The following is a 20,190-nucleotide window of genomic DNA, read 5'->3' as shown; positions in this document are numbered from 1 at the left end:
ACATAATAAAGTTGTTTAGAATGAAAGCTACCATAGACCGGATAGAATGCGAATTCGCGGTCCTTTTATTAAGGGAAGACGAGCGTATATCCTTCGACCTGCCAATGGCCATCATGCCGGAAGGCTGTAAAGAAGGCGACATCGTAGACATCGACATTTCAATAGACATAGAAAGCACAGAGGAGGCTAAAGAGAGAGTCTCGAAGCTCCTCGACAAGCTAAAAAGTAAAAAATATCCTAAAGAGAGATATCCATACCTAAAAAAAGAAGACTAAAAATTTATCCGGACGTATTATATCAGGACATTAAAGCTCTACTAATTAGAACACAATGGCAACCAAGGACACGGCTTCCAACCACAAAGCGCACGAAGGCGAATAAGGTTCACAAATTTTTTAAGTATATGATCATCTTCTAAAAAAGGTCCTTTGTGTTCCTTGTTCGCCTTCGTGCGCTTCGTGGTTAGCAGTTTCGTGTTCCTTGTTCGCCTTCGTGCGCTTCGTGGTTAGCAGTTTCGTGTTCCTTGTTCGCCTTCGTGCGCTTCATGATTAAAAAGTAATGTAAGACAATAAAGGAAGACTTATTAAAGCATTATCAAGAGCCTTAAACTGCTTTCCCATCTAATTATTTTCAAATCGCTTATTCTTCGCATTTATTTACCCGCCTGCCAGTGTAAAGCTTGAGGTGAAAAATATGCCGGGACTTAAGCTAATGAAAGCCGCATCCAAATGGGAAGGGTATCGCATGACGCTGGATAAAGGCCGCAGGGAGATATTTGATTATCTGCTCTATGAGCTTGCCGGCAGGCGCGAGGAGACGCTCGTGAACCATCCCAATAATACGGAGGCCGCTATGATGAACATACTCATCGAGATGGAGATGAGAATAAGGGAACTGGAAAGGAACAATAAGTTATAAGGCTACGGACATTTTCTTTAATACCGATACATGGCGGAAAACATATGAGCAGTGGCAATGAGGTAGTGATCATCACCGGCGGGAATAACGGCATAGGGTTCCATATGGCATCATCATTATTGAAGGATGGGTATAATGTAGCGGTCTTTGATCTTTTTGCCGAGAACCTGTCCCAGCTTATGTCGGATCATAGTGACAGCCTGCTGTTCCGGAAATGTGACGTAACATCGGACAAGGAAGTAAAAGAAGCTGTTGACGCAGTAATGGGAAAATGGGGAAGGATAGACATACTCGTCAATAATGCATGCATCGCCGTCTTCAAGCCATTTGAAGAAAAGTCCGTGGAGGAAACAAAGAAAGAGTTTGAAGTAAATTACTTCGGGTATATCCGTATGATAGAGGCAGTTCTTCCGCATATGAAAGCCAGGAAGAGCGGTATAATACACAACATGAGCTCAGGTGTGGGCATAACCGGATTCTCAGGCATATATGGCTATGCGTCCACGAAAGGCGCCATTGAGGCTATGACGAGGACGCTGGCGCTGGAGTTTGAAAAATACGGCATCTGCGTCGATCTGATGCATCCGCCTATAACGGACACGAAGTCGGCCTCTCCCCTGGGAATACCGAAGGAGGCAATGGCGAACCCTGCGGATATAGGCACAGATCTGGCAAAAAAGATCAGGTCGAAAAAGCCGGTAGTCGCAGCAAATTTCCAGACCGCCGCATATCTTTTCCTCGCATACAGGTTCCCGGTAGCCGTAGGCAGGTTTTTTACGAAAATGACCGAAAGGAGCAAAAAACGATAGATCATCGCAAAAAACGCGATTATATATCCATAAACCCTTTATCCATTAATCGATAAATATCCCTTTGATGAAGGTCATTGGTATTCAGGGAAGCCCCAGGGGCAGGAACAGCTTTACGTTAAAATTACTGGAAAGCGCGCTGGAAGGCGCAGAGAGTGCCGGGGCAGAGACAGAGATCATAGACATCACTAAGAGGAAGATCAATTTTTGTACGGGATGCTGTCATTGCTATAAAACGGGCGAATGCCCGCAAAAGGATGATTTTGATAAGGTATATGAAAAGATACTGGACGCAGACGGAATAATAATGGCCAGCCCGGTATACTTCAACAGCGTGACCGCGCAATTAAAGGCTTTTATGGATCGCACGGGCGACTGCAGGCATTGCCTGCTTCTTGAGGGAAAATATGGCATGTCAGTGGTCACGACCGCAAGCTCGGGCGGGGACAGCACTGCGGAGTTCATGAACGATTTCATGAACATGTCCGGAGCGTTTACGATAGGCTGCGTCAGCGTCGCCATGCCGCAGATACCAGGGAATATGGAAGAGGCCTGTAAAAAGTCCCGCGATATGGGCGTAGACCTTATTGACGCGATCAAGACCGGAAGGCAGTTCCCGGAGCAAAAGGCCAGGCAAAAGGCGTTCATCGATGTCTTCAAGTACGCTGTCATGAACTTTAAAGAGGAGTGGGCCAGCGAATATGAGTACTTTGTGAAAAAGGGATGGATCAAGGCCTGAATAAATTAAAAAATCCCTTAATTTCTTTCTTCGTAATCCTGATATAGTTATAGTGCGATTTATCGAGCATGCGAACTCTGATAGTTAATATTTTAGCTGTCTTGCTTATTGCATTACTGTTCATGGCGCCGGCTTTGGCCGCGGATGTGACGATACCGATCAATAAAGAGGTCACATTGAATAAGACCATGAAGCTGAATATAGTCCAGGTCACGATAACAGACCTGTCCATGACGGGCAAGTACACAGAAGACCCTGAAAACAGCAAGTGGCCTAAACTCGTTTATAACTATGAGAATATAGGACAGATAGCGAGCACGGGATGGTTCGAGATGGCGTTCATCGATGAGAATGGAAAAAGATACCGTGCTGAAGATATTACGATGGACCTGATAGGCCCCGGAAAAACGTCATCCGAAAGATTTGTCGAGGTCGCGGTCCCCGGGGATATCAAGGTCACCGGTTTTGTCATATATAAGGGCGTGAGCGATACGGTCCTGGCAGAGTTCGAGATACCCTATGGGTCTCAAGTTACGCCAACGCCGGCAGCAGAGCCGAATAATAAGTCCATATGTCCTTCATTGCTGATATTGCCGCTTCTTGTAGTCGGAAGTATCTTTATGGCAAGGAGTAAAAAGTAAATTTCTTACTTAAATAATTCTAATTTTTTTGTAAATATTGAAAAATTTACCTTATAAATTATAAGGTAAAGCAGGTAAATAATTAATAATTTACGGTAAAAATCCTGCTTTTAAATTTGTTAATTATTTATAAATAATAATGAAATGAATTTTTAATATTATATAAAATAACTTTTGAACACTTTTATGAAACTATTTAAGCACCGGTTTTGAAACATAAGATCGTGATCATTATGGAAAAAGAAATCCTTGCAGCCATCATGGCTTCGACATCCGACATCGATATGATGACCAACGACCGGATAGAAGCCCTGACCAAAGGTCATGGAATGTTGAACATAGCGGCAGTGTGTGTCGCTAACAGCATAGTTGAGGATGTTGTAAGAGGCACAGACATAAGGCTCACGGACCATAATGTGCAAAGCCTTCCAATAGATGATGTCCTGCGTAAGGCGATAGACTCGGCAAAGCTTGCAGGAGCTGATACTGCGAACGCTGCGCTTATCGCTGCGGCAATGTGCTATTTTGCAGGCTCAAACGCGCAGGCGGGAGTGCCCGCAGGGAACAGGAAACTCGGGGCGATGGCTAGAATAATCGCCGGAGTGGACCGATGCGGAGTGATAGCCATCCCGACGCCGAAATCAAATAACCGTATATCAGGATATGCGGCGGTGAAAGCGCTTTACGATGACATATTCGATAATAAGGTATCCAGGATAGACGGAAGCCTGTTACCCATGGGAGTGGGCGGAGGCCCCCTGTACGGTCACGGCGCTCTCGGAGAGGACGTGGGATTCCCGGAGCTCGCCATGAACGGAGCGAAGGCCGGGACAAAGGGGATGCTAAAAGCATATGCAAATGTAGGTATGCCCCCCAGCCCGATAATCGCGGCAATAATTGGCGCTGCGGCGGTGCTTGAAATAGTCCACCCGGACTCGGAGGTAGGTGAAAAATACGGCGAAATGGGAGTGTATAACAGCGCATATATTGCCGGTCTGGGCGCGGTCGAAGCCGCAGGGCTCCCGAAAACGCTTCATATAAGGGGCACGGGCGAGGAATATGATACTGCAAGGCTTGTCGGTGACCTCGGAGTCATATTAAAGGACATAGGCGGACCTTCGGTCGTAGGCATGATAGCCTTCGAGGAGATGCTGTCCGCGTTCGAAGAGTCACTTGTAATTGGCGCAGGGTTTTCTGGCGGGCCGTTACAGCCACCTCTTGGCCATATGGCGGCAGATGCCGTACTTGCCATGAAAGTGCTGATAAGCTCGCACGGCGACATTGAAAAGGCTGCCGACAGGATAAGGGAAATAAAAGATAAATTCTGGCTGGAGCCGGAATTCGCAAAAGTAGCCACCAATACTATCGCCAGAAAATCGGAGCAGGTAAGAAGAGGCCCCGTCACAAAAGCGATGATACTGGCCACGGACGGCGCAAGGGCCGGTGCAGTATACAGAAGAGCTAAGTTCACTTATGATAGGTTAAAAGAGGGTAAGGACCTTCAGGATATAATCAGAGAGCTCGATGATGAAAAGGTCAAGAACGTCGAGGCTGCCTGCGGCGCGGTGTTCAGCGGGATGACCGGTAAGGAAGTCAGCATCAAGATCACCGAGTATAAAGGCTGTGCCCGCAGAAAGCCCAGCGACTTCCTCAATAAGTATTGCGGTTTCGACACAGATGCGAACGTCGAGGTCACGGTGAACGGGCAAAAGATAGTGTTCGAAGGCCTGTCGCATAAAGTGATACCTGACGCGGTCCTGAATAAGAAGAAAGAGATACTTGAGGTATTACCTCTGGCCTCTGTCCCGGTAGTAGAGCTCCAGCTGTCAGGACATTCGATCATAAATATCATAGTGCCTGTAGCGGTCGCAACGGCCATGGGTAAGCTGTCTCCCGAAGAAGCGGCGAAGAAAGCGATAGCGGGCGCTTACGTGTCGTCGGCCATACCTGGAGGTAAAAAGAGGGCGATAGAAGTAGGCAGGAGATCCGCCAGGATAATGTCCGAGCTTTAGACATGGATGATAAAAATGTTGGTGATGGCAGCAGTAGACGACGTATCGGGAGAGATAGTGCCCTACGTCATTGACAGGACGATGAGCGCCGGCGCTAACAACGTTTTCGTTGTTAACGCTTTTACTAAAAAGAACAGGATGCAGTATATCGTATTCGTCGATGTCGAAGAGGACAGGCTTGAAGCGGTCTGCGACCTGCTCGCCATAGAGTTCGGTACGATAGGCGTCCGCATATTCGAGTCCAGGCACAGGATGCTTCCATATGAAAGCGAAACAAAAGTGATAAGCGTATCGGACGGAAAGGACGTCATCGAGGCAAAAGTCAGGGTAAAATATCTTAAGAAAAATGATCGTGTCATATCATTAAAAGCGGAATATGAGGATATCAAGTCCCTGGCGATGGAGCTTTCTGAAAAGAGCAAACATATTGCCCTGTCAAAGCTTAAGTCCATGATCGAGGCGGAAGCTTTTGGTAAAGTACTTGAAAGCGAAAACATCCACATTAGTATAGATCGATAAGATCGTTTAAAGATCGGGCGATATAGCATGATCTTCATTTTATCTTTATAAAAAAACATATGACAGAAGCTACAGGAAATTACTAATATCAGTAAGAGGTTAAAAATTAAGGAGTGGTATAAAAATGCCTTTTCACGTAATGCTTATCCCTACATTAGGCTGTCCTTCAAAGTGTAACTATTGCTGGAGTTCCGATGAAAACTCTCCAAAAATGAGTATAGAGACCGTCAAAGAAGTGGTCGAATGGCTCAAGGGTTTCCGCGACGATCCGGTGACTTTTACATTTCACGGCGGAGAGCCGCTTCTCGCCGGAGCGGATTTTTACAGGAAAGCTTTACCGTTGCTGGCTGAGGGCTTAAGCCATCGGAAAGTGGCTTTTGCGCTTCAGACAAATCTCTGGAAGATGACGCTGGAACTGGCCAAAATTTTGGCGGAGTATGATATTCCCATTGGCTCGAGCCTTGACGGGCCTAAAAAGATAAACGACGTCCAGAGAGGAAAAGGGTATTACGATAAAACGATGAAAGGCTATAAGATCGCCACAGAGAACGGCCTTGGAGTAAAGTTCATTTGCACGTTCACCTCCGAATCGGTTAAACACAGGGATGAGATCGTCGATTTCTTCATGGAGAACGGCTGGACACTAAAATTGCATCCGGCACTGCCGTCTTTACGCAGCGATGAGCCTGAAAAATGGGCCCTGGACCCGAAAGAATATGGAGAACTGCTTGTCTATCTGCTTGATAAATACCTGGAAAATTTCGGCAGTTTCGAGGTCATGAACATCGACCACCTGTGCAAGTGTGTCTTCACAGGCCATGGCACAGTATGCACCTTTGTTGATTGTATGGGAGATACTTTTGCGGTGGGGCCTGACGGAAGCATATACCCGTGCTATAGGTTTGTAGGAATGCCGAAATATGTTATGGGCAATGTCTATGATCGCCCGGGCATGGAAGACCTTGCCCGTTCCGAAGCATGGAAGACAATGCATCAGTTTAAAGAGCTTGTCGACAGGGAATGTAAGGAATGTGCCCACATCAATTATTGCAGAGGCGGATGCCCCTATAACGCAATGACTCCGGCTGACGGCGAAATTAAGAGCGTCGACCCGCATTGTGTCGCATATAAGAGGATATTCGAGGAGATAACGGACAGGGTCAATAAGGAGATGTTCGGATCCCCCGACATGGGAATGGCCCCGTTCGGGTTCGGGCCCGAGAAGGGTTCCAGAGCGGGAATAATGTCGATAATGCTAAAGAGATTATGAAGATCATGATCTCAATCCATTATCCAATTTATTTTTAATATTGCCGGATATTTTTTCAGTTTTAAATTGCACATCTTATTAATGAAAATTTTTCAATAACGAATGAAAATAAGTAATTATCCTTATTCATCACGTTATTTTGCAGATATAAAACAATAAGTAACTATATAAAAAATAGAAAAGTTTATCTATTACATCGCATATGTGTAATTTGATGGTCAATAAAGTTAAAAGAAGGGTCTCTTGCTTACCCAAAGCCACATATTATAAGCCAAGAGAGATACCGCTTTGCAACCTCGATATTATTAACTTATCCATAGAAGAGCTAGAGGCTATACGACTTTGTGACCTCCTTCAAGTAGACCAAAATGAAGCCGCTGACAAGATGGGCATATCGCGAAAGACCTTCTGGACCGACCTGCAAAAAGCCCGGAAAAAAGTTGCGGATGCCCTTGTCAACGGTAAGGCCATCAAGATCTCCGGAGGAGACTACGTAAAAAGTGGCGATTGTGTAGTAGAGTTCGTTTGCGAGAATTGCTCGAAAACGTGGAATGTTCCGGACAGATCTCAAAGGCCTGAGAGATGCCCGCATTGCTCATCTATCCAGATATACCGTAAATGCGGTGACGGCAAGGGAAAAAGGATCATAGATGAATCTTATTGTTGCCCGAAAGATCTGGATGTAAATGAAAAAGAAGACAGGAATGACTAGTATGACAAGAATAGCAGTACCTTCAATGACACCACATGGAATAGACTCGGAGATCAGCGCACATTTCGGGTCATGTGAACACTTTACCTTGATCGACATTACTGAGGGCATTATAGAAGGCGTGACAAGCATAGAGAATATTTCTCATGAAGGCGCCCATAATTGCGCCGCACCTGCAAACTTATTAAAAGCGAACAACGTTGATATTGTTCTTGTCTCGGGGATCGGGGGCAGGCCGTTAATGTCGCTTACCGGCAACGGCATAAAAGTATATGGCGGGGCTATCGGCACGGTTAGAGACGCTATAGAGGACCTCACTGAGGGCATGCTGGACGAATTATCTGACAGGGGCACCTGTAACTGTTCACATTAAAGGAGTATTGATAATGGCGGAAACATCAGGGAAAACGGCATGTGATACATGTGCAAGCAAGGGTTCTGATGCATGCGACACATGCAAAGATAAGGTAAACCTCGAACAGCAGGAACAAAAGATAAGAATAGCGAAAAACCTTAGCGCTATAAAATATCGTATCGCGATCGTAAGCGGTAAAGGCGGTGTGGGAAAAAGCACAGTGACTGCCGGAATAGCGCTCAGCCTGGCTAAAAAAGGCTACAGGGTAGGAGTGCTTGACGCGGATATCAGCGGCCCCAATATGCCGCATCTGCTGAACGTAGAAGGTATAAGGATGGGCGCGGACGTTAACGGGCTGATACCGATAGAAGCTGTTCACGGGATAAAAGTGGTGTCTGTCGAATCACTAATATCGTCAAGCGATTCTCCGGTCATATGGAGAGGCCCGATGCGCAGTTCAATAATCAACCAGTTCTTAGCGGACGTTCAATGGGGCGAGCTGGACTTTATGTTAATAGACCTGCCGCCCGGTACGGGCGACGAGCCCCTGAGCATTATGCAGACTATTCCCCTGAACGGGCTTGTAATAGTCAGTACTTCATCTAATCTCTCGGTACTTGATGTCAGTAAGATAATCAACATGGCAAAGATGCTCGAAACGAAGATCCTCGGAATAGTCGAGAACATGGCTTACATCGAATGCCCTGATTGCGGCAAGAGGATCTATCCGTTCGGCGAGGATACCGTAAAGGACCTTGCAGGTAAGTATGGCATAGGTTCCCTTGGCAGTATCCCGATGGATGTGAAAAACAGGGGTACGGATATCTTAACAAACGAAGAGCCTTCCCTGATCATCAAAAATACCAATGAGATAGCGGAAAATATCGTAAGATCCATAGAAGGTTGATAATATGGCCCTGTTAGTCGAAGTCAAGAACCTTACCGTAGACTATGACGGTGATATAGCTCTGGATAACGTCAATCTCGAGATCGAGGAAGGAGACGTCATAGGCATAATCGGCAGAAGCGGTTCAGGAAAGACCGTCCTGCTGAACGTCCTTAGAGGCATAGACACTTCCATACCTGCCACCGGACAGGTCATATTCCACGTTTCGATGTGCGATAAATGCGGAAGGATAGAACCTCCCGGAAATGCGGGTAAGATATGCCCTCGCTGCGACGGCACGCTACAGCCGGATTCGTTTGACATACTCGACGATAGCGGCCAGGAAGTCAGATCAAAGATAGCGAGACGCATAGCTATCATGATACAGAGGACTTTCGGCATATATGGCGATTACAGAGTTATAGAGAATGTGTTAAAGGCTCTGGACGACATCGACTATAAGGGCGAGAAGATACAGAGAGCCGCTGAGCTGATAGACCAGGTCAGGCTATCTCATCGTATGATGCATATAGCGAGAGACCTCTCGGGCGGGGAGAAACAAAGGGTAGTGCTTGCAAGGCAGCTTGCAAAGGAGCCTATGCTGTTACTTGCGGACGAGCCTACCGGTACACTTGACCCTAAGACCGCAGGGAGCATACATCATAACATCAGGGCCCTATCAAAAGACTTTGGCATAACAGTGCTTATAACGTCGCATTTCTTCGACGTGATAGAGGAGATGGCATCAAAGGTAATATTCCTCGAGGAAGGGAAGATTAAAAGGGTGGGCCCGCCAGCCGAAATAATCAAGGAGTTCATGGGTAAGGCCGACGTACTTGAGAAAAAGCAGATAGAGGCAGGCGACACGATAATTAGCGTAAAGGATCTCACGAAAAAATACTTTTCCGTTGACAGAGGCGTCATCAATGCAGTGAACGGAGTGACGTTCGACATTAAGGAAGGAGAGATTTTCGGCATCGTCGGCACAAGCGGCGCAGGAAAGACCTCGCTGATGAATATCCTTACCGGAAATCTTGAGCCTACTGACGGCATCGTCGAGATGAAGATCGGCGACGACTGGATCAATATGTGCGAGCCCGGTTACTATGCAAGAGGCAGGGCGAAACCATATATAGGGCTGCTCCACCAGGAATATGACCTGTATCCGCACAGGAGCATAATAGAGAACATGACAGAGTCAATAGGCCTGGAATTTCCAGCCGAGCTTGCGGAGATGAAGGCGGTACAAACACTGCAGATAGTGGGCTTTAACGAGAAGAGAGGGCAGGAGATATTAAATAAATTCCCGGAAGAGCTGTCCGAGGGTGAACGGCACAGGGTAGCACTGGCACAGGCTATGATAAAAGAGCCGCTAGTGATCGTGCTCGACGAGCCTACGGGCACGATGGACCCGATAACGAAAAGATTCGTGGTAAGCTCAATACTTTCGGCGAGAGAAGATATTAACGAGACGTTCGTTATCGTCTCTCACGATATGGAATTCGTAAAGATGATATGTGATAGAGTCGCATATATGAAATCGGGTAAAATAGTGTCAATCGGCGACCCTGAAAAAGTACTGCCTGATGTGACCGATAAACCTGCCGAAAAGACGGAAGAGATCAAGCAAAAAGCATAGGATGATAAAAAAAGAATAGTGACATTATGCATACCGAAGCAAGCCGCGCTGAGATGTTCATGCCTGTCTGCAGGCATGGCTTTATTGAAGCCGAAGATGGTGAAAAACTATTTTTCAGGGAGTGGTCACCCCCCGGTATGGAAGTGACTTCCGTCATCATATTTTTACATGGTATCGGGTTGCACAGCGGATCCGATCCGTACGGTAACAGGATACCCATTAAGAAACTGATGGACAGAGGCACTACATTCTATGCGTTCGACCTTCGAGGCCATGGCCGGTCTACAGGCTCCATGGAAAGTATGGAGCCTGACAGGTTGATAAAAGACCTTGATCTTATTATCGACGATGTAAGGTCAAAATATGACAGGGCGGCCATATACCTGTACGGGCATAACTTCGGCGGCATACTATCGCTTTATTATGTTTCTGAAAATCCTGATAAAGTAAAAGGCTTAATAATCTCCGAGTATTCGACGAGGATCAAAAAAAGCATAAGTAAGATCAGGCGTCCCCATATTCTGTCATCGACTTTCAAAGATATTATTCGTATGATAAGCGGCACTTCCAGACGCTATAAATTCCTTTCGGGAGATGAGTACAGGCAGCTTTGTAACAGGTACCATATCCCTGCCGATAAGAACATCATCGGTTCCCTGGAAGATTCGGGTGCCCTGAATAAGGACATAACCTATGGAAAATCATTCTTCAAAGCTTGCGGCGTGGGCATGGAAAAACAGATGGCTAAAAAGGTAAATATCCCGGTGTTGATGATATTTTCGACACATGACCCGTTCTTTGACGTAAAAGGCGCCTATGATATACTGACTAGCTTTAAGACTTATGTTAAGGAGATATCGCTCGTAGAATCATCGGGACATTATGACATCATTGAGAAGGGTCAGGACATCGTCGCAAAATGGCTGTCCAAAAGACTTCCGATAAATGCGGCCTGATAAAAATATCCCGGACATCGTTTTAAAATATATTGCAAAATCAACATATTCCTCATCTCCATGAGTTTTTTGAAAGTCCTAATGGGTTAAAGATAACAAGAAGTTTTTTCACCACGAAGCGCACAAAGGCGAACAAGGACACGACTTCCAACCACAAAGCGCACAAAGGCGAACAAGGACCACTAACTCTCACCACAAAGCGCACAAAGGCGAACAAGGAACACAAAAGACTTTTTTAGAAGATGATCATATACTAAAAAAATTAGTGTATCTTACTCGCCTTCGTGCGCTTCGTGGTTAACAGTCTAGTGTTCCTTATTCGCCTTCGTGCGCTTCGTGGTTAACAGTCTAGTGTTCCTTATTCGCCTTCGTGCGCTTCGTGGTTAACAAAATTTGTGCACCTTACCCGCCTTCGTGCACTTCGTGGTAGAAAAGACCTAATTAAATTATGAATAGGATACATCCCGATATTATTGATAGTATGAGAGAGTCTTTATTTTTAAACAACCGCACTTGATATTTAAATTAATAAGTTTGTTCAATATTCTCCCGGTAATACCTGAGCAGTCAACTGGCAGATCTAAAAATTTTTCTGTATACCCAAAAAATAATATGGATAAGGAATAATCAAAAATAGGTGGAAGCCCTGGCGTTTATTGATTATTCGAAAGAGATAGAGAATGCGTTCATTAAGGCGCCGGAGCTAAAGCGAAGGATAGAGTTCGTAGTAGACGGCTTTTTCCCGGAAGTGGAAAATATCAAGTTCGGTAAAGCTTCAAAGAGCGCATACTATGACCCTCAGAGCGGTACGGTAAGGCTGACAAAGAACAGCAGCATATACATCATAGGGCATGAGATCACGCATTATCTCCAGGATAAAAACCATTATGCAGGAGCGATCACGATCCCGGGTGGCGAGCGAGCCTGCGACCTGTACCTATTTGCCAGGAGCCCTGCGCTTGTCACGGACTTTTGGAATTCAAGGGACGGCTCATATATCGGGAATGCCCTGAAAGTTGACCTGTTAAAAAAACATTATTCACGGGAAGAAGGGCAGATGATGATACATGAGACATGTAAGGGCGCACTGATAATGCGGGATAATGGAAAGCGAGATTATATCAAGTGGGCCGAGGATACGATAAACCAGAGGATAGCCAGCAGGTCAAAAAAGGATCATATGCGATAGGCATACAGGCCAATATTTTATCCATGAGTTCACTAATACCCGATATCTTTAAATATAAGATACATATATTTGATGTCAATTTTCAAGCGAGAGGCAGTGCATCGTGAATTTTTTTATTACGCTTACCACCGGTTGCGACCTTAAATGCAGGTATTGTTACGGGGAATGCTATGATGATTTTAACGATCATAACGATGGCCTTGACATTGATTATTTTATCCCGGAAAGGATAAACTATGATACGGAAGCCTTAAAAAAATTCATCGAAAAGGACCCTGAGGCTACTGTCATCTTCTATGGCGGAGAACCTCTTCTAGAGATAGATAAGATGAAAGAGCTCATGGATGTTCTTCATGCGAAAAGGTTTCTATTACACACTAACGGTATGATGCTCGATAGACTCGAGCCGGAATATATTAACAGGCTGCCGACCATCTCCATATCCATAGACGGTGATGAATCCCTTACCGATTATTACAGGGGAATGGGTGTCTATGCAAAGATAAGGGATAATATCAGGCAGATCAGGGAAAATGGCTACCGCGGGGAAATGATCGCAAGAATGACCGTGATGGAGCAGACCGATATATACGGACAGGTCAACCATCTGCTAAATTCGCCGGAACTGTCATTCGACAGCGTACACTGGCAGCTTAACGCTCTTTTCTGGTATAACGACTATAAGCGCAGGGAATTTTCTAAATGGGCAACACAGAGCTATAATCCTGGAATTCAGGCACTTATCGGCCAGTGGGTCGATACCATGAGAAAGGAAGGCCGAGTATTGAAGATTTACCCGTTCCTGGGGGTGATGAGGTCAATGCTCACCGGAGAGTCCTCATTGTTAAGATGCGGCGCAGGATGGGCTGAATTTAATATCCAGACGGATGGCAATATTTCACCATGTCCCGTCATGTCGGGCCTTAAAGATTTTTATGCGGGAAACATATTTTCAAGCGATCCGTATAAGTTAGATCCGACATATATCGCCGGACCCTGTAAAAACTGTGACGTGCTTGACATCTGCGGGGGAAGATGCCTGTATTCTAATGTTACTATGAAATGGGGAGAAAAGGGATTTTTCGAAGTTTGCTCTACGATAAAATATTTATTAAACGCACTGAGAGAAACGCTACCTGAGGTCAAGGACTTAATAGATAAAGGCAGGATCGAGGAGCAGGATTTCGAATTTGTTAAGTTCAACAGTTGCGAGATAATACCATAAAAATATTATTAAATGTGTTAAGAAAAACGTGATCAGTTTAAATCCAAGATTTTATATAAAAATAGACATAAAATATAGTATTCGCACAACATTAGTTGCATTTTAATTTTATAAATAGGTCATCAAAAACTTTTTAACATCAAAAGTAATAATATTGCTATAATTAATATTACAAATTATACAGGAGCTTAACATGGAACAGGAACTAATGCGTATCGGCGTGTCACTTCCCGATAATCTGCTTGACAGGTTTGACGAGATAATAGCAAAGAGAGGGTATTCTTCAAGGTCTGAGGGTATAAGGGACGCCATCAGGAATTATATTTTACACTACGAGTGGATGAATGAGGTAGAAGGAGACAGAATAGGTATCATAACCCTGATCTATGACCACGACCAGAGAGGCCTCGTCAACAATCTTACCGACCTACAGCACGATTACATGAACATGATACAGTCTTCGGTCCATGTGCATCTTGACCATGATAACTGCCTTGAGATCATCATGCTCCGCGGGAACGGAAAGCAGGTAAAAGAGATCGCTGAAAGGATGATGTCCCTTAAAGGCGTCAAGCACGTCAAACTGACCACGATATCACCCAATACCGAGCTATAAGGCGATCCGATGATCCCTGGATGGATGAAAGAGGTCGAAGAGGTTCCCGAAACATTTTCAGGAGCGACAACAAAAAAGAAAAACTTCATTAGAAAAACCGTTGACGGCATATTTTCATTTTTTCAGGAAACCATCGTTTCAGAGGGCTTTACAAAAAGAAACGGGTTACTGCAAGGTCTTGATCCTCGCGTTAAGCTTATATCGATCTTTTCGATCGTCTTTGCCGTAAGTGTCGTGAGGGACTTATACCTGTTATTCCTGGTATATTCATTAACCCTGGTATTCGCATATTTAAGCAAGATAAAGATAACATATTTCATTAAACGGGTATGGCTGTTCATCCCCATATTCACGGGATTGATAGTATTGCCGATGATATTCAATCTTTTCACTCCGGGGGATAGTATCCTGGATATTATGTATCGTGGAAAAGATGCGTATCTGGGTCCGATCGGACTACCGGAAACATTATCGGTCACATCCCAGGGCACGATCCTTGCTGTCACGTTCACTTTAAGGGTCGCGGCATGTGTATCAGCTGTCGTCCTGTTATTTTTAACTACGCCCCGGCAGGTGCTTTTCAAGTCGCTGAGGTCCTTAAAGGTCCCGAAGATATATGTCATTACGCTAGACATGTGCTATAGGTACATTTTCCTGTTCATGGATATCATCAGGGACATGCACATAGCGAAGAAAAGCAGGACGATAAAAAAACGAAGCACGATAGAAGAGCAAAAATGGGTTGGGGAGCGCATAGGATACACGCTTATCAGATCCATCAATATGAGCGAAAAAGTCCACCAGGCAATGATCTCGAGGGGTTTTAACGGCGAGATCAAGATATTGCAGGAGTATAATATGATGCCGCGCGACTATGTTGCGGGGTTCTTCTGTATCACCTTTAGCGTGGCGCTGGTGTTGATCTCGAGTAATATAATACATATTTAAGGTTTTATCATGCAGCCGATATTTGAGCTAAAGAATGTTTCGTATTCATATGCGGGAAACATAGATGCGCTTAAAAATATTGACCTGAGCATAGGTAAGGGCGAGCGCGTAGTCATCATGGGGGCTAACGGCAGCGGAAAGTCCACCCTTTTAGCGATATTGAACGGTTTAATATATCCTACATCGGGAGAATTTTTTGCGTTCGGGAATGAGGTCACTGAAGACACTTTCGACACCCTTGCCGAAGACGATTTTTGCACTTTCTTCAGGAAGAAAGTGGGTTTTGTGTTCCAGAACTCCGACATACAGCTATTTTCCTCGACAGTATATGATGAGATAGCCTTCGGGCCATTACAGCTTGATATGCCAAAGGATGAGATTATGTCCCGTGTAGATGACGTCATGTCATTTGTCGGTATTGAAAAACTGAAAGAAAGGGCGCCGCACACATTAAGCGGAGGCGAAAAGAAAAAGGTAAGTATCGCATCCGTACTTGCGACCAATCCCGACGTGCTTCTTCTCGATGAGCCTACGGGCGGCCTGGACCCCAGAACACAGCTCTGGCTCATAGAGCTCTTACAGGAACTCGGTGATGCCGGAAAGACCATCATAACCGCAACTCATGACCTGGACATAGTCGAGCAGATAAGTAACAGGGCGATCGTGATGGGAGAAGATCATATGGTCAGGACAGACAACGAGACTTCTGTCGTCATAAACGATCTGGACATCCTGCTAAATACAAACCTTATCCATAAACATATGCATCGCCATGGCGCTATAAAGCACCAGCACTATCATGGCCATAGCAATGAGCATGAACATGATCATTTAACATAAAATATAAAATATTTTTAAGTAATTTGTGTTACAATATTTTTTATTTATGTTACTTTTAGTGATATTTATAACATATCATGCCAAATATAATTTACCCGGATATTTTTACATCATAAAAAACAATGAATAAGCCAATAATAAAAACAAAGTGCATAGGTAATAATTTTAATTTATCTAAATTAAGATCGGATCTAAATGTTTAAAAAATGTAATAATATAAATTTTAATGTTCATAGTTAGTGTTACTAATCGATATATTTTTATAACTTTAGTTACTAGAATAGATTTAGGTGATATTAATGCATATTCCAGACGGCTATTTAGGGCCATACACATATATAGCAGCTTTTTTGATAATGATACCTATCTGGGCTTATGCAGGTTACAGGCTCAAGAATGACCTGAGGTCAAAACAGGTGCCTCTCCTTGCATTAGCGGCAGCGTTCTCGTTCGTGATAATGATGTTCAACATACCGATACCGGGAGGAAGCCAGGGACACGCGGTAGGGGCGGCAATAATAGGCATAGTGCTGGGACCGTGGGCGGCCGTTGTTTCGATTTCAGTCGCACTGATCATCCAGGCACTTGTATTCGGCGACGGGGGAATAACCGCGATCGGCGCGAACTGTTTAAATATGGCCTTCCTGATGCCGTTTATCGCGTATTACATTTATAAGTTCATTAGCGGAAAATCAGAGGTGACCTCAAAGAAAAGAATAGCCGCTGCGGCGATAGCAGCATATGTGTCGCTTACCATAGCAGCCGGAGCTACGGGATTCATGTTCGGGATACAGCCGATGCTCCATCAGGATGCCAGCGGCAATCCCCTGTATATGCCATACGGCCTTGAGATAACCATGCCAGCAATGTTAGCAGAGCATATAATATTCTTCAGCTTTGTCGAGGCGATCATTACCGCCGTGATACTGGCGTATATACAGAAGACTGACCCATCGCTGCTGATGGAGAAAAAGAAGAGAACGAAGAGATTTAAGACCGATAAACCCCCGGTATCGGCATGAGGCGATAATATGGATAAGACTTTAAGAAACCTTATAATTGCGCTGGCGATATTGATCATCTTAGTGCCGCTGGGCTTAATAGCGACCGGTGAAACTTTCGGGGAATGGGGAAGCGAGGAACTGGAAGAAAAGATAGGATACTTACCTTCCGGCCTGGAAGAACTTTCATCGTTCTGGAATTATGCGCCCCTGCCGGATTACGGGTTCGCAGACAATGATACGACCGTAGGCGCGATAATCGGATATATATTATCGGCGGTCGTTGGAGTCATTCTCTGCGGCGGAACAATATACGTAATAGGAAAGCTCGTGGCAAAAAATGAAACGGAATAGATAATTCCGTTTCTTTTTAAACATATTTATTTCTAAAAGTCACTTCTTCCATTGTCTTTTTCAACGGCCTCGGATGATCGGCGGCGTACCCTGCCGCTACAAGCGATACGAGCGTATAATCATCAGGAACGTTCAATAATTTTCTTATAGTCTCACCATAGGGCTTTTTATCGCCTGCCACCCAGCATGTACCTAAGCCCTTTGCAGCTGCAGCATGTATAATGTTCATAGTGGCCGCGCAGCCGTCTTCAAGATAATATTTTTCGCTTTTAACGCAAAACACAGCAAAACAGGCTGCGGCATCCTTTATGAATTTCCCGTGGTCGGTCGCGTCCGCGATCCCGGCTAAGATCCCCTTATCCGTGACAGTCCCTATGAGCCATGGCTGCACATTCCTTGCGGTCGGGGCAAGCCTTGCGCATTCCAGTATCTCTTTGATGTCATTTTCAGGTATCTCATTGACTTGAAAATTTCTTATGCTTCTTCGGGTTTTAATAACAAGAGTAAAGTCCATAATTAAATATATGTGAATTTAAAATATTTAAGATTATTTAAAATAGCACCGATGCACACCCATTTGATCTCCGCCATGTTCCGGGAGGGTCTTTTAATGGACGTCGTTTCTTTTTTTCCTCAGGTGCTCGTATCCCTTACAGACGATCTCGCTTCTTTTACCCTTATCATCCAGAGTAAGCCCTTCTTCGACCACCTTTCCGATAATGGTAAACGCTACATCGCTTATATCATCTATTTTATCGGGGCTGACGGTAAATAATAGCTCGAACTCACCGCCGAAGCATATAGCCATTTCCAGTAACTCTTTACGATCTTTCGCCAGCCTTATTGTCTCTGGCCTTAAAGGCAGGCTATCCGCATCCACTAAAAAGCCCACGTCGCTCGCTGTCGATAGCTCGTATATTGATTTGCCCAGGCCGTCGCTCATATCTATCATGGACGTGACGAACGGGTACTTTGAAAGTTTAATGCCCTCCTCCACACGCGGCATCGGCTTGAAGAAATATTTTGACAGTAATTTTTTATCGTCTTCAGGAACTGCTCTTTCCTCTATTATTACCTTATATCCCGCTGCTGGAGTGCCCACGTATCCCGTGACGCAAAGCAGGTCGCCTACCTTTGCCTTTGAGCGTAGTTTTACCTTATCTTTATCCACTCTGCCCAGTGCCGTAGTTACGATAGTGAGCTCTGCATGCTGGTCGGTATCGCCGCCGATTATCTCCGTACCGTAAGATCTTGCACATTCGCTCATGCCTGAAATGATACCTTCCGCGAATTCGACTTCGGTATCCCCGGGAAGCCCTACGGCGGCGACTACTCCTGTCGGCTTCGCGCCCATGGACGCCACGTCGCTCAGGCTTACAGCCACGCTCATCCAGCCAATATCATACGGCGTCATCTCATAAGGGAAATCCGTGATACGGTGGAGCATGTCTATCGTGACCACCAGATAATCTTCGCCGAGGTCAAGGACGGCACAGTCATCGCCAAGGTATTCGGAACGCAGGATCTTAGAAAAACGATTGATCAGCCCAATTTCGCCTATCTCATTCACTTTCATGATAGATCATCCTTTAAAGCCGGTACAGCATCATGCTGCGAAGGCCGGTAACATCAGATTCGATCTTATCCGATATTGACTCATGCTCTTCCATGGTCATTATCGTATGTGCCGTTTCCACGCCCCTTTTATGTAAAATCGTCAGGGACGATAATAACATTTCCGCAAGTGTGGCCCCATCGGTCCACCCGAAAAATATAGTCTTCGGAGGCGTAGTGTCATAGGTTAAACAGGATACGGCCGAACTTTTCCCATTGACCTCGTAATATATATTTTGCCGGGAAATATTCGCATATACCGGTAAGGCGATATTGTCATGCATTTCAAAGATGTGGTACGCGGAACTCTGATACCTGCCCGGACGCATCTCTTTACCCCATACGAATGACTGGATGTTTACCGGGGCTTTCAATGACCTTATGTCTACGTCATGATCACGGGTCTTTATCCTGACCTCTCCTAGCGCCGAAGTCTTCTTAAAGCCGCAGCTTTCATAGAACCCTTCCGTGCTCATTCCCGATGACACGGTCACGGTATCGCATGCGTTCTCCCTGGCGATATCTATAGCCTTATCGACCAGGGCTCTTCCTATGCCTTTTCTCGTATGGCCCTTTTTAACATATAGAAGTCCGATATGTGCGTTTTTTCCAAATGTGCTGCCCTCACGGCTTATAAAAAGCTCCATCTCTCCGAGCAGCGAGCCGCGATGCTCGAAAACTATGGGATAATGTCTCCGCAGGATAAGATTATTTAAATGGATGGAGCAGGTCTCGACACTCATCCATGGGCCGCCGGTGCCGCATCTTTCGCTCAAAGTCATCGATTCGTAACCGGTCTCGTACCTTTTTCCGTCAAATAGCCGGTACCAGCTGTCGATATGTGACCTGTGTATGTTACATATGGCAGACGCGTCATCCAGCCTGGCGTACCTTATCTTTGTATCCTTGCCGCTATACTCGTTTGATAAATTATCTTCCATGCATCG

The 20,190-nt window shown here is 45.2% G+C and carries 23 protein-coding genes; 20 read left to right on the top strand and 3 right to left on the bottom strand.

Translation table 11 applies throughout. The annotated features are described in order from the left end of the window. Positions 1 to 20: 20 nt before the first annotated feature. The 20 genes from CUJ83_RS09780 to CUJ83_RS09685 all read left to right on the top strand — a co-directional run bounded on the left by CUJ83_RS09780 (position 21) and on the right by CUJ83_RS09685 (position 17,629). Positions 21 to 275 (top strand): DUF3006 family protein, encoded by a 255-nt coding sequence (locus CUJ83_RS09780; protein WP_230742123.1) that lies wholly within the window; start codon positions 21 to 23, stop codon positions 273 to 275. Between the two features lie 418 nt (positions 276 to 693). Then, positions 694 to 918, top strand: a complete 225-nt coding sequence (locus CUJ83_RS09775) for a DUF8156 family protein (protein WP_230742122.1) — start codon at positions 694 to 696, stop codon at positions 916 to 918. 44 nt (positions 919 to 962) lie between these two features. Beyond that, on the top strand, positions 963 to 1,727 hold the full coding sequence (locus tag CUJ83_RS09770) for an SDR family NAD(P)-dependent oxidoreductase (RefSeq protein WP_230742121.1): 765 nt from the start codon (positions 963 to 965) through the stop codon (positions 1,725 to 1,727). A 67-nt stretch (positions 1,728 to 1,794) separates the two neighbouring features. Beyond that, positions 1,795 to 2,466, top strand: a complete 672-nt coding sequence (locus tag CUJ83_RS09765) for a flavodoxin family protein (RefSeq protein ID WP_230742120.1) — start codon at positions 1,795 to 1,797, stop codon at positions 2,464 to 2,466. Between the two features lie 68 nt (positions 2,467 to 2,534). Continuing rightward, on the top strand, positions 2,535 to 3,107 hold the full coding sequence (locus CUJ83_RS09760) for a hypothetical protein (RefSeq protein ID WP_230742119.1): 573 nt from the start codon (positions 2,535 to 2,537) through the stop codon (positions 3,105 to 3,107). A 233-nt stretch (positions 3,108 to 3,340) separates the two neighbouring features. Then, entirely contained in the window at positions 3,341 to 5,119 is a 1,779-nt protein-coding gene (locus CUJ83_RS09755; protein WP_230742118.1) for a hypothetical protein, read from the top strand. Between the two features lie 15 nt (positions 5,120 to 5,134). Further along, the gene (gene larC2 / locus CUJ83_RS09750; protein ID WP_230742117.1) at positions 5,135 to 5,638 is read left to right on the top strand and encodes a nickel pincer cofactor biosynthesis protein LarC2; all 504 of its coding nucleotides are present in this window, start codon (positions 5,135 to 5,137) and stop codon (positions 5,636 to 5,638) included. Between the two features lie 124 nt (positions 5,639 to 5,762). Continuing rightward, on the top strand, positions 5,763 to 6,908 hold the full coding sequence (locus CUJ83_RS09745; RefSeq protein ID WP_230742116.1) for a TIGR04083 family peptide-modifying radical SAM enzyme: 1,146 nt from the start codon (positions 5,763 to 5,765) through the stop codon (positions 6,906 to 6,908). Between the two features lie 214 nt (positions 6,909 to 7,122). Beyond that, a complete protein-coding gene (locus CUJ83_RS09740; RefSeq protein ID WP_230742115.1) occupies positions 7,123 to 7,620 on the top strand; it encodes a DUF134 domain-containing protein in 498 nt (165 codons plus the stop codon). Then, positions 7,595 to 7,993, top strand: coding sequence for a NifB/NifX family molybdenum-iron cluster-binding protein (locus CUJ83_RS09735; RefSeq protein WP_230742114.1), 399 nt, complete (start codon positions 7,595 to 7,597; stop codon positions 7,991 to 7,993). The genes CUJ83_RS09740 and CUJ83_RS09735 overlap by 26 nt, the downstream gene beginning before the upstream one ends. Positions 7,994 to 8,006: 13 nt before the next feature. After that, entirely contained in the window at positions 8,007 to 8,882 is an 876-nt protein-coding gene (locus CUJ83_RS09730) for an Mrp/NBP35 family ATP-binding protein (RefSeq protein WP_230742113.1), read from the top strand. A gap of 4 nt (positions 8,883 to 8,886) precedes the next feature. After that, a complete protein-coding gene (gene atwA / locus CUJ83_RS09725; RefSeq protein WP_230742112.1) occupies positions 8,887 to 10,500 on the top strand; it encodes a methyl coenzyme M reductase system, component A2 in 1,614 nt (537 codons plus the stop codon). A gap of 26 nt (positions 10,501 to 10,526) precedes the next feature. Continuing rightward, on the top strand, positions 10,527 to 11,456 hold the full coding sequence (locus CUJ83_RS09720) for an alpha/beta hydrolase (protein WP_230742111.1): 930 nt from the start codon (positions 10,527 to 10,529) through the stop codon (positions 11,454 to 11,456). Between the two features lie 637 nt (positions 11,457 to 12,093). Further along, complete coding sequence (locus tag CUJ83_RS09715; protein ID WP_230742110.1) at positions 12,094 to 12,645, top strand: hypothetical protein; 552 nt, start codon at positions 12,094 to 12,096, stop codon at positions 12,643 to 12,645. Positions 12,646 to 12,748: 103 nt separating this feature from the next. After that, entirely contained in the window at positions 12,749 to 13,870 is a 1,122-nt protein-coding gene (locus CUJ83_RS09710; RefSeq protein WP_230742109.1) for a TIGR04084 family radical SAM/SPASM domain-containing protein, read from the top strand. A 193-nt stretch (positions 13,871 to 14,063) separates the two neighbouring features. Further along, positions 14,064 to 14,486 carry a nickel-responsive transcriptional regulator NikR gene (gene nikR / locus CUJ83_RS09705; protein WP_230742108.1) on the top strand — a complete coding sequence of 141 codons (423 nt, stop codon included), beginning with the start codon at positions 14,064 to 14,066 and terminating at the stop codon, positions 14,484 to 14,486. A gap of 9 nt (positions 14,487 to 14,495) precedes the next feature. Then, a complete protein-coding gene (cbiQ, locus tag CUJ83_RS09700; RefSeq protein ID WP_230742107.1) occupies positions 14,496 to 15,434 on the top strand; it encodes a cobalt ECF transporter T component CbiQ in 939 nt (312 codons plus the stop codon). A 9-nt stretch (positions 15,435 to 15,443) separates the two neighbouring features. Further along, positions 15,444 to 16,274, top strand: a complete 831-nt coding sequence (locus tag CUJ83_RS09695) for an energy-coupling factor ABC transporter ATP-binding protein (RefSeq protein WP_230742106.1) — start codon at positions 15,444 to 15,446, stop codon at positions 16,272 to 16,274. Positions 16,275 to 16,573: 299 nt separating this feature from the next. Then, positions 16,574 to 17,296 (top strand): cobalt transporter CbiM, encoded by a 723-nt coding sequence (gene cbiM, locus CUJ83_RS09690; protein WP_230742105.1) that lies wholly within the window; start codon positions 16,574 to 16,576, stop codon positions 17,294 to 17,296. 9 nt (positions 17,297 to 17,305) lie between these two features. Then, a complete protein-coding gene (locus tag CUJ83_RS09685) occupies positions 17,306 to 17,629 on the top strand; it encodes a PDGLE domain-containing protein (RefSeq protein ID WP_230742104.1) in 324 nt (107 codons plus the stop codon). Positions 17,630 to 17,645: 16 nt separating this feature from the next. Here CUJ83_RS09685 and CUJ83_RS09680 read toward each other — a convergent pair whose 3' ends face one another. The 3 genes from CUJ83_RS09680 to CUJ83_RS09670 form a co-directional block, all read right to left on the bottom strand. Continuing rightward, the gene (locus CUJ83_RS09680; RefSeq protein WP_230742103.1) at positions 17,646 to 18,143 is read right to left on the bottom strand and encodes a nitroreductase family protein; all 498 of its coding nucleotides are present in this window, start codon (positions 18,141 to 18,143) and stop codon (positions 17,646 to 17,648) included. A gap of 93 nt (positions 18,144 to 18,236) precedes the next feature. Beyond that, positions 18,237 to 19,205, bottom strand: coding sequence for a thiamine-phosphate kinase (gene thiL / locus CUJ83_RS09675; RefSeq protein ID WP_230742102.1), 969 nt, complete (start codon positions 19,203 to 19,205; stop codon positions 18,237 to 18,239). A gap of 13 nt (positions 19,206 to 19,218) precedes the next feature. Beyond that, positions 19,219 to 20,184 carry a GNAT family N-acetyltransferase gene (locus tag CUJ83_RS09670; protein WP_230742101.1) on the bottom strand — a complete coding sequence of 322 codons (966 nt, stop codon included), beginning with the start codon at positions 20,182 to 20,184 and terminating at the stop codon, positions 19,219 to 19,221. Between the last annotated feature and the right edge of the window lie 6 nt (positions 20,185 to 20,190).

The sequence above is a fragment of the Methanooceanicella nereidis genome, assembly GCF_021023085.1.
Taxonomy (GTDB): domain Archaea; phylum Halobacteriota; class Methanocellia; order Methanocellales; family Methanocellaceae; genus Methanooceanicella; species Methanooceanicella nereidis.
This window is presented reverse-complemented; position numbering and strand designations above follow the sequence as displayed.

Bases quoted from the DNA above. Each gene is read 5' to 3' on its own strand.
- larC2 (WP_230742117.1), top strand. From the start codon at position 5,135: ATGTTGGTGATGGCAGCAGTAGACGACGTATCGGGAGAGATAGTGCCC.
- CUJ83_RS09780 (WP_230742123.1), top strand. From the start codon at position 21: ATGAAAGCTACCATAGACCGGATAGAATGCGAATTCGCGGTCCTTTTA.
- CUJ83_RS09685 (WP_230742104.1), top strand. From the start codon at position 17,306: ATGGATAAGACTTTAAGAAACCTTATAATTGCGCTGGCGATATTGATC.
- atwA (WP_230742112.1), top strand. From the start codon at position 8,887: ATGGCCCTGTTAGTCGAAGTCAAGAACCTTACCGTAGACTATGACGGT.
- CUJ83_RS09740 (WP_230742115.1), top strand. From the start codon at position 7,123: ATGGTCAATAAAGTTAAAAGAAGGGTCTCTTGCTTACCCAAAGCCACA.
- CUJ83_RS09765 (WP_230742120.1), top strand. From the start codon at position 1,795: ATGAAGGTCATTGGTATTCAGGGAAGCCCCAGGGGCAGGAACAGCTTT.
- CUJ83_RS09670 (WP_230742101.1), bottom strand. From the start codon at position 20,184: ATGGAAGATAATTTATCAAACGAGTATAGCGGCAAGGATACAAAGATA.
- nikR (WP_230742108.1), top strand. From the start codon at position 14,064: ATGGAACAGGAACTAATGCGTATCGGCGTGTCACTTCCCGATAATCTG.
- CUJ83_RS09760 (WP_230742119.1), top strand. From the start codon at position 2,535: ATGCGAACTCTGATAGTTAATATTTTAGCTGTCTTGCTTATTGCATTA.
- CUJ83_RS09755 (WP_230742118.1), top strand. From the start codon at position 3,341: ATGGAAAAAGAAATCCTTGCAGCCATCATGGCTTCGACATCCGACATC.
- CUJ83_RS09775 (WP_230742122.1), top strand. From the start codon at position 694: ATGCCGGGACTTAAGCTAATGAAAGCCGCATCCAAATGGGAAGGGTAT.
- thiL (WP_230742102.1), bottom strand. From the start codon at position 19,205: ATGAAAGTGAATGAGATAGGCGAAATTGGGCTGATCAATCGTTTTTCT.
- CUJ83_RS09770 (WP_230742121.1), top strand. From the start codon at position 963: ATGAGCAGTGGCAATGAGGTAGTGATCATCACCGGCGGGAATAACGGC.
- cbiQ (WP_230742107.1), top strand. From the start codon at position 14,496: ATGATCCCTGGATGGATGAAAGAGGTCGAAGAGGTTCCCGAAACATTT.
- cbiM (WP_230742105.1), top strand. From the start codon at position 16,574: ATGCATATTCCAGACGGCTATTTAGGGCCATACACATATATAGCAGCT.
- CUJ83_RS09695 (WP_230742106.1), top strand. From the start codon at position 15,444: ATGCAGCCGATATTTGAGCTAAAGAATGTTTCGTATTCATATGCGGGA.
- CUJ83_RS09730 (WP_230742113.1), top strand. From the start codon at position 8,007: ATGGCGGAAACATCAGGGAAAACGGCATGTGATACATGTGCAAGCAAG.
- CUJ83_RS09720 (WP_230742111.1), top strand. From the start codon at position 10,527: ATGCATACCGAAGCAAGCCGCGCTGAGATGTTCATGCCTGTCTGCAGG.
- CUJ83_RS09735 (WP_230742114.1), top strand. From the start codon at position 7,595: ATGAAAAAGAAGACAGGAATGACTAGTATGACAAGAATAGCAGTACCT.
- CUJ83_RS09745 (WP_230742116.1), top strand. From the start codon at position 5,763: ATGCCTTTTCACGTAATGCTTATCCCTACATTAGGCTGTCCTTCAAAG.
- CUJ83_RS09680 (WP_230742103.1), bottom strand. From the start codon at position 18,143: ATGGACTTTACTCTTGTTATTAAAACCCGAAGAAGCATAAGAAATTTT.